Origin of the sequence: Sphingomonas sp. (assembly GCF_051962185.1) — a bacterium.
Classification (GTDB): Bacteria; Pseudomonadota; Alphaproteobacteria; order Sphingomonadales; family Sphingomonadaceae; genus Sphingomonas.
Genome location: NZ_JBQCCN010000347.1, coordinates 1 through 7193, shown reverse-complemented (window position 1 = coordinate 7193; position 7193 = coordinate 1). Strand labels below are relative to the sequence as shown.

Here is a 7193-nt window from a genome sequence, read left to right as displayed (position 1 = left end):
TCGAGCCCGGCCTTGGCGCGCTTGAGCGGCTCGACCTTGCGGATTTCGCAGCAGCCGTCGGGGTCGTAGGACCAGCGCAATTCCTGCGCGTCCCTGGCGGCGAGCACGGCGGGATCGGGCTTGACCGTGCGGCTGTCGCTCAGGCCGAACCGTTCCAGCAGCGTGTCGCGATAGGCGAGCGTCTCGGGAAACATCTTGAGCGTGTCGACGAACACCACCGGGGTCGCCGGATCGGCTTGCGCGACCAGGTGCAGCAGCACCGCGCTCTCGGTGCCGAATGACGACACCACGGCGGTGTTGCCGAGCAATCCTTCGGCGAACAACGCCTTCAGCATCGCCAATGTGTCGACCCCGGCGAAACGCGCGTTGAGCGCGTCGGCATCGGCCTGGGTAAAGGCCGGCCCGGTGTCGATCATGTCGATCTTGCGCAACGCTTCACCCATGGCGGAGCTTCCACACCGGCACCGCATGGTCGGCGGCGGTCTGGTAGCGATGATCGTAGCGGTTGAGGCTCGCCTCGAGCACCGCCAGGTCGATCGGCGCGTTGGGCGCGAAACCGTCGAAGCCGCAGCGGCGCATATGGTCGATCTGGTCGACCAGCACGTCGCCGGTGGCGCGCAGCTCGCCGGTATAGCCCGCTTCGCGCAGCACCTGCGCCGAGGAATAGCCGCGCCCGTCGCGGAAACGCGGGAAGTCGATCTCGATCAGCGCGATATGGCCGAGATGCGGGAGGAGGGCGCGCACGTCCTCGCCGGCTTCGATCCTGACCGCCGAGGAATCGGCCTGGTTGAGAAAGGCGTCGAGCGTGACTGCCGGCTCTTCCGCCGGATCGTCGTGGCGGAAGCGCAGGTCGGCGGGGACGGCGATGCGGCGGTCAGTCATTGGAAATCTCCGTCGCCCCAGCGGAGGCCGGGGCCGTTGGCCGGTGCGCTGGGCCCGTGCCTCCAGCGGCCCCGGTCTGCGCCGGGGCGACGATGTGGGGCTTACCCATAAATCGCCTCCTTGAACGGATCGAAACCGACCCGGCGATAGGTGTCGAGGAAGCGTTCGCCCTCGTTGCGCAGCTCGAGATATTTGTCGGTCACGCGCTCGACCGCGTCGACCACGCCGTCCTCGTTGAACCCTGGGCCGGTGATCTTGCCGAGGCTGGCGTCCCCCGCGCCCGAGCCGCCGAGCAGGAGTTGGTAATTCTCGGTGCCCTTACGGTCGACGCCCAGGATGCCGATGTGCCCGGCGTGATGATGCCCGCAGGCGTTGATGCAACCCGAGATCTTGAGCTTCAGTTCGCCGAGCTCGCGCTGGCGGCCGAGATCGGCGAAGCGCGTCGCGATCTTCTGCGCGACCGGGATCGAGCGGGCATTCGCCAGGCTGCAATAATCGAGCCCGGGGCAAGCGATGATGTCGCTGATCAGGTCGAGATTGGCGCTGCCGAGCCCGGCCGCGTCGAGCTTTTGCCACAGCGTGTAGAGATCGGCCTTGCGCACGTGCGGCAGGACGATGTTCTGGCCGTGGGTCACGCGCAATTCGTCGAAGCTGTACTGCTCGCCGAGGTCGGCCATCAGCTCGATCTGCTCGGCGCTCGCATCGCCCGGGATACCGCCGACCGGCTTCAGGCTGATGTTGACGATGGCGTAACCCGGCGCCTTGTGCGGCTTGACGTTCTGGTCGAGCCAAAGCGCGAAATCGGGGTCGCTGCGGTCGATGTCGTCGCTGAGGCCGGTCTCGAACGGCGGCGGCGTGAAATGCGCGGCGATGCGGTCGAATTCCGCACGCGGCACGTTGGAACCGTTCTGGAGGATATGCTGCCACTCGGCCTCGACCTGGCGCGTGAATTCCTCATGGCCGAGGTCGTGGACCAGGATCTTGATCCGCTGCTTGTGGATATTGTCGCGCCGGCCGTTGCGGTTCCACACGCGCAGCGTCGCCTCGACATAGCTGAACACGTCGTCGGCGGGCAGGAACGGGCGGATCAGCGGCGCGACGAACGGCGTGCGGCCCATGCCGCCGCCGATATAGACTTCGAAGCCCAGTTCGCCGGCGTCGTTCCTGACCAGCTTGAGCCCGATATCGTGCAGCCGGATCGCGGCGCGATCCTCGTCGGCCGCGGTCACCGCGATCTTGAACTTGCGCGGCAGATAGCTGAATTCGGGGTGGAAGGTCGTCGCCTGGCGGATCAGTTCGGCCCATGGGCGCGGGTCGGCGATCTCGTCCGCCGCGGCGCCGGCATATTGGTCCGACGACAGGTTGCGGATGCTCTCGCCGCTGGTCTGGATCGCGTGCATCTGCACGGTCGCGAGGTCGGCCAGGATATCGGGCGCCTGCTCGAGCTTGATCCAATTGTACTGGATGTTCTGGCGCGTGGTGAAATGCCCGTAACCGCGATCGTACTTGCGCGCAATATGCCCGAGCATCCGCATCTGGCGGCTGTCGAGCGTGCCATAGGGGATGGCGACACGCAGCATATAGGCGTGGAGCTGGAGATAGAGACCGTTCTTGAGCCGCAACGGCTTGAACTGGTCGTCGGTCAGTTGCCCGGCGAGCCGGCGGCGCGTCTGGTCGCGAAACTCCTCGACGCGCGCGTCGACGATCGCCTGGTCGTATTTGTCGTAGCGGTACATCAGTGGCTCGCCTGGTTCTGGTTCGCGCGGAGGCGCGAAGGCGCGGAGATTTTGCTCGCACGAAGACGCGAAGGCACAAAGAAGGGGGGAGCGGACGCGCGCGGTAGCGCGCTATCGCCGCTTTCCCGCGAATAACGAAAGGCTGCTGACGCAGCCGGGCGGGACAGGTCCGCGCCCTCCGCGCCTCCGCGCGAAAACAAACTTAGTGTCTTCGTGTCTTTGTGCGAGACGATCATATCACCCAGCTCCCCGCATCCGGATCACTCGGCTTGAGCGTCAGGTCGGGCCGCACGGTCGGACCCAAAGCGCGGATGCGATCCTTGATGTGCGCGGGGCGCGGACCTTCCGGCGTTTCGGTCGCATCGATGATCGTCCCGCCGTTGACCCGGCACGCGCCGTCCTCGGCATGGAGGATCGCCTCGCCGCGGTCGCCGACGTCGGCGGCGTCCTCGATATGGCGCGACCAGCCGTTGCCGGTCCACCAGATGACGTCGCCGGTCGGCAAATCGTTACCGGTCAGAATCTTCACGCCGCAGCCTCCGCGATCTTCGCCCACCGGGCCAATTTATCCTCGGCATCGGACAGTTCGACGACATCGCCGACGACGATGATCGCCGGGCTCTGCACCTTCTCGCGCTCGACCATCGGGCCGAGGTCGGCGAGCAGGGTCTTGAGCGCGCGATGCCCCGCCAGCGTGCCCTTTTCGAGCACGGCCACCGGCATGTCGGGGGCGACGCCGTCGGCCATCAATTTGTCGGCGATGTCCGGGCAGGTCGCGACGCCCATGTAGATGACGAGCGTGCGGCCCTTGCCCGCGAGCCCCGACCAGTCCTGGTCGGTCAGGCCCTTGCACTGGCCGGCGACGAAGCTGACCGCCGACGAATGATCGCGATGGGTGAGGGGAAGCATCGCTTCCGCCGCGCAACCCAAAGCGGCCGAGACGCCGGGAATGACCTCGACCGGCAGGCCGGCGGCGCGCACCGCCTCGACCTCTTCGCCGCCGCGGCCGAAGATGAACGGGTCGCCGCCCTTCAGCCGGACGACGATCGCGCCCGCCTTCACATGCGCGACGATCAGCGCGTTGATCCCGTCTTGCGACAGGGTGTGGCGACTACGCTGCTTGGCGACCGAGATGCGGTGGGCATCGGCCGGCGCGATGTCGAGCACGCGCGGATCGATCAGCCCGTCATGCACGACGACGTCGGCGCTCTTCAGCGCCTCGACCGCGCGAACGGTGAGCAGTCCGGGATCGCCGGGGCCGGCACCGACCAGGATGACGCGGCCACGCGCATTGGGATCGAGAAGTGTCGCCATGATGCCCGGGCAGATGGGCCGGCGCCGCCGACCGGGCAACCGACGCTTCCTACTGGCTGGAATAGCGAAACTTTGCGGAAGGTCAGTCCTTGCCCGCGGCGGCGCCGGAAAGCTCCTGCGCCCGGCGCATCAGGCGCACGGCCTCGTCGATCAGCTCGGCCGCGAACGCCGGGTCGGCCTTGCCGACCGCGATGGTCAGGCAATTGCCGGCTTCGGTCTTCAGGCGGAGGGCACGGGGAGGAATGGACACGTCGTTGGCGGGCTTCACACCGCGCGTAATTCGCGAAACGCCGCAGGGTTCCACGCTTCGTCGCAGAGGGAAATCACGCCAGGCCGAGCGTCTCCAGGACGAAGTCGGCGCGGTCCGCGACGGGCTACGACTCCGTGGTGGAGAAGGCATTGTCTAGCAAGACGAGCGAGACTGTCAGCAAGGCTTGGTCAGCCTCCATCGATTCCATCCAAAGCGGACCAAAATTCTTGGTTTCTCAAATAGTTTCCATTGCTATGTAGGAGAATGAGGAACAGCTTTTGCCCTGTTCCGAATCGAGGGGGCAATCATGGCTCGACTAGTTACGGCGCTGATCGTCTGCGCCGGTTCGATGGCGCTCGCCGCAATGGCCTCCGGCATGGCCGGAGCGTCCGAGACGGTCAATTACACCTATGACGCCAAGGGGCGATTGGTGAAGGTCGCGCATTCGGGCACGATCAACAACAATGTCATGACGAACTACAGCTTCGATCGCGCGGATAACCGTGTCAACGTGAACGTGACCGGCGCGCCCTGAGGCGCGGCCGCCTTTCGCATTTCATTTCCAGTTCAATTCCAGGGGGAGGACGAACGATGTTCGGCCATAAGCTCGCGCGCGCCATTCTTGTATCGACCGCCATCGTCGGAACGGGACCCGAAAAACGGGAGCGTCGGGTTATCTGTTACCCTTAAGCTAGGGTTTGGCGGCGGTGCGGCTGAACATGTGAGCTATGATAAGGGCGCCACCGCCACTCGCGAGCTTTCAGGCGGTTTTACCGGTGGGGTGGGTGGTTATGTTGACGGACAGTTTGGGCCAGTAGCATTTGGCGGGGACCACATGATTATTGGTAGTTCACCTGGTGAGAGCAGCATTTCTGGAGGGCCGGGTGAGGGGGAAGGGCTTCAGGTGGCAGCGGGTGTGGAAGCAACCGGCGGAGGAAGCACTGGGCCGCTCTATGACTTAGGGTGTGATAAACAATGAAAAACTTCCAAGTAGTTTTCGCGGAAATTTACGGGCTGCAGATTATTGCACTTGGACTTTTTGTTGAGTTCTGGGCTTTTGGGAATGCCTATTTATTGCCTTTTGGGATAATTGACATAATTTTTCTTATGGGATGGCGATGCGAATTATGCGGGTCTTCTCCTGCGGATAAGAGAACTATTGGGTTGGTTTTTCCATTCTTTACAGTTTCATTCAGGCGCTGCGGTGTGTGCGGTTCGGAAAACCCTTGGAAATGGAAGTTCAAAAGCCTGAAAACATCTTATACGCCGCCTGCCGCGATTAACACCCGCATGCCATCAAACGGCGCTTTTCAGTCGCGCCTTGTAAGATGGATTTGGATCATATGTTGGGGAATTGGCCTCTCGCTAATTGCGGGGTTTTTGAGAATAAGGTTTGACACATAGTCACGAGTCAGTGAAGTGAAATACTTGGATTGCAGTACTGTGCTGGTTCATCAATCACTACATTGATCGAGAACTGTATTCACCCCTCCCGCAACCCCACCCCGATCGACGCCCGCGCCTGATCGGCCTCGTTCGACACCACCGGATAAGCGCAATAGTCCGCCGCGTAATAAGCGCTCGGCCGGTGGTTGCCGCTCCAGCCGATCCCGCCGAACGGCGCCGCGGAACTCGCGCCGTTGGTCGGGCGGTTCCAGTTGACGATGCCAGCGCGGGCGTTCGCCCAGAAGCGGTTGTAGAGGTCGGGGCTCTGGCTGATCAGGCTCGCCGACAGGCCGTAGCGGGTGTTGTTGGCCTCCGCGATCGCCTGGTCGAAATCGGTGGTGCGGACCACCTGGAGGATCGGGCCGAACAATTCGATGTCGGGGCGGTCGTTCATCTCGGTCGCGTCGAGGATGCCGGGAGTCAGGAACGGGCGGTCCTCGATCGGGCGCTCCATGTGCCGCAAGGGGCGGGCGCCGCGCATCATCAGCTCGAGAAAGCTTTCGGTCAGCAGATCGGCGGTCTCGTTGTCGATCACCGGGCCCATGAACGGTTGCGGATCGGCATGCGGATCGCCGACGATCAGGCGGCCGGTGAGTTTGAGCAATTCGGCCATCAGCGGCTCGTACAGCGTCTGGTCGACGATCAGGCGGCGCGCGGCGGTGCAGCGCTGCCCGGCGGTGGTGAAAGCCGACTGGATGATGACGATCGCCGCGGCGTGGAGGTCGGGCGTGTCCCAGACGATGATCGGGTTGTTGCCGCCCATTTCGAGCGCCAGGATCTTCTCGGGACGATCGGCGAACTGGCGGTTGAGAATGATGCCGGTGCGCGCCGATCCGGTGAATAGCAGCCCGTCGATCCCGGCATGGCCGGCCAGCGCCTTGCCCTCCGCCGGCCCGCCGATCAGCAGCCGAGCGCAGCCCTCGGGCACGCCTGCCTCGCGCAGGCAGTCGATCAGGAACGCGCCCGTCGCGGGGGTCTTCTCCGACGGCTTGAACACCACCGCGTTGCCCGCGATCAGCGCCGGGACGATGTGGCCGTTGGGCAGGTGCGCGGGAAAATTATACGGTCCCAGCACTGCCAGCACGCCGTGCGGCTTGTGGCGCAGTGCCATGCGGCTGCCCATCGGCGCGTCGAGCTGGCGCTGGCTGGCGCGCTCGGCGAAGGCGGTGACCGAGATGTCGACCTTGGCGATGACCGAATCGACTTCGGTCCTGGCTTCCCACAGCGGCTTGCCGGTCTCGCGCGCGATCAGGTCGGTGAAGGCGTCGGAGCGCGCGCGGACAACGTTGGCATAGCGGCGCAAGGTCTCGATGCGGAACGTGACCGGCTTGGCCGCCCAATCGGCCCAACTCGCGCGCGCGGTCGCGACTTCGGCGTCGGCATCGCCGATCGGATGGCGCCACAGCTCGGCGCCGGTGGCCGGTTCGAAGGAAAGGAGTTCAGCCGACATACGCCCGTGCTTTGGCCGATTTTTGGGGAGAAGGCTATTCCTCCAGAGCAAGCTGGGTGGGCAAAATCCTCCCCATCACAGATGGGGAGGGGGACCGGCCGCGAAGCGGACGGTG

The 7193-nt window shown here is 64.5% G+C and carries 8 protein-coding genes; 1 reads left to right on the top strand and 7 read right to left on the bottom strand.

Annotated elements, in window-relative coordinates; genetic code table 11:
* From ACTHJR_RS21070 to ACTHJR_RS21045, 6 genes are all read right to left on the bottom strand, one after another.
* Positions 1–443 (bottom strand): phosphoadenosine phosphosulfate reductase domain-containing protein (locus ACTHJR_RS21070; RefSeq protein WP_440525384.1); only part of this gene is annotated, 443 nt, incomplete at its 3' end.
* Positions 436–882 (bottom strand): DUF934 domain-containing protein, encoded by a 447-nt coding sequence (locus ACTHJR_RS21065; protein ID WP_440525383.1) that lies wholly within the window; start codon positions 880–882, stop codon positions 436–438. The genes ACTHJR_RS21070 and ACTHJR_RS21065, both read right to left, overlap by 8 nt.
* 101 nt (positions 883–983) lie before the next feature.
* Complete coding sequence (locus ACTHJR_RS21060) at positions 984–2618, bottom strand: nitrite/sulfite reductase (protein ID WP_440525382.1); 1635 nt, start codon at positions 2616–2618, stop codon at positions 984–986.
* Positions 2619–2850: 232 nt separating this feature from the next.
* Positions 2851–3147 (bottom strand): DUF2849 domain-containing protein, encoded by a 297-nt coding sequence (locus ACTHJR_RS21055; protein WP_440525381.1) that lies wholly within the window; start codon positions 3145–3147, stop codon positions 2851–2853.
* Complete coding sequence (gene cobA / locus ACTHJR_RS21050) at positions 3144–3932, bottom strand: uroporphyrinogen-III C-methyltransferase (protein ID WP_440525380.1); 789 nt, start codon at positions 3930–3932, stop codon at positions 3144–3146. Before cobA ends, ACTHJR_RS21055 begins: the two co-directional genes overlap by 4 nt.
* Before the next feature lie 82 nt (positions 3933–4014).
* Complete coding sequence (locus ACTHJR_RS21045; RefSeq protein WP_440525379.1) at positions 4015–4200, bottom strand: hypothetical protein; 186 nt, start codon at positions 4198–4200, stop codon at positions 4015–4017.
* A 289-nt stretch (positions 4201–4489) separates the two neighbouring features.
* Between ACTHJR_RS21045 and ACTHJR_RS21040 the strand changes: the two genes are divergently transcribed.
* A complete protein-coding gene (locus ACTHJR_RS21040) occupies positions 4490–4717 on the top strand; it encodes a hypothetical protein (protein WP_440525378.1) in 228 nt (75 codons plus the stop codon).
* Between the two features lie 948 nt (positions 4718–5665).
* Here ACTHJR_RS21040 and astD read toward each other — a convergent pair.
* Entirely contained in the window at positions 5666–7078 is a 1413-nt protein-coding gene (astD, locus tag ACTHJR_RS21035; RefSeq protein WP_440525377.1) for a succinylglutamate-semialdehyde dehydrogenase, read from the bottom strand.
* Positions 7079–7193: the final 115 nt, after the last annotated feature.

What these genes read in the sequence shown, in the direction of transcription:
- ACTHJR_RS21040 (WP_440525378.1), top strand. Translation starts at nt 4,490, where the DNA reads ATGGCTCGACTAGTTACGGCGCTGATCGTCTGCGCCGGTTCGATGGCG.
- astD (WP_440525377.1), bottom strand. Translation starts at nt 7,078, where the DNA reads ATGTCGGCTGAACTCCTTTCCTTCGAACCGGCCACCGGCGCCGAGCTG.
- ACTHJR_RS21060 (WP_440525382.1), bottom strand. Translation starts at nt 2,618, where the DNA reads ATGTACCGCTACGACAAATACGACCAGGCGATCGTCGACGCGCGCGTC.
- cobA (WP_440525380.1), bottom strand. Translation starts at nt 3,932, where the DNA reads ATGGCGACACTTCTCGATCCCAATGCGCGTGGCCGCGTCATCCTGGTC.
- ACTHJR_RS21065 (WP_440525383.1), bottom strand. Translation starts at nt 882, where the DNA reads ATGACTGACCGCCGCATCGCCGTCCCCGCCGACCTGCGCTTCCGCCAC.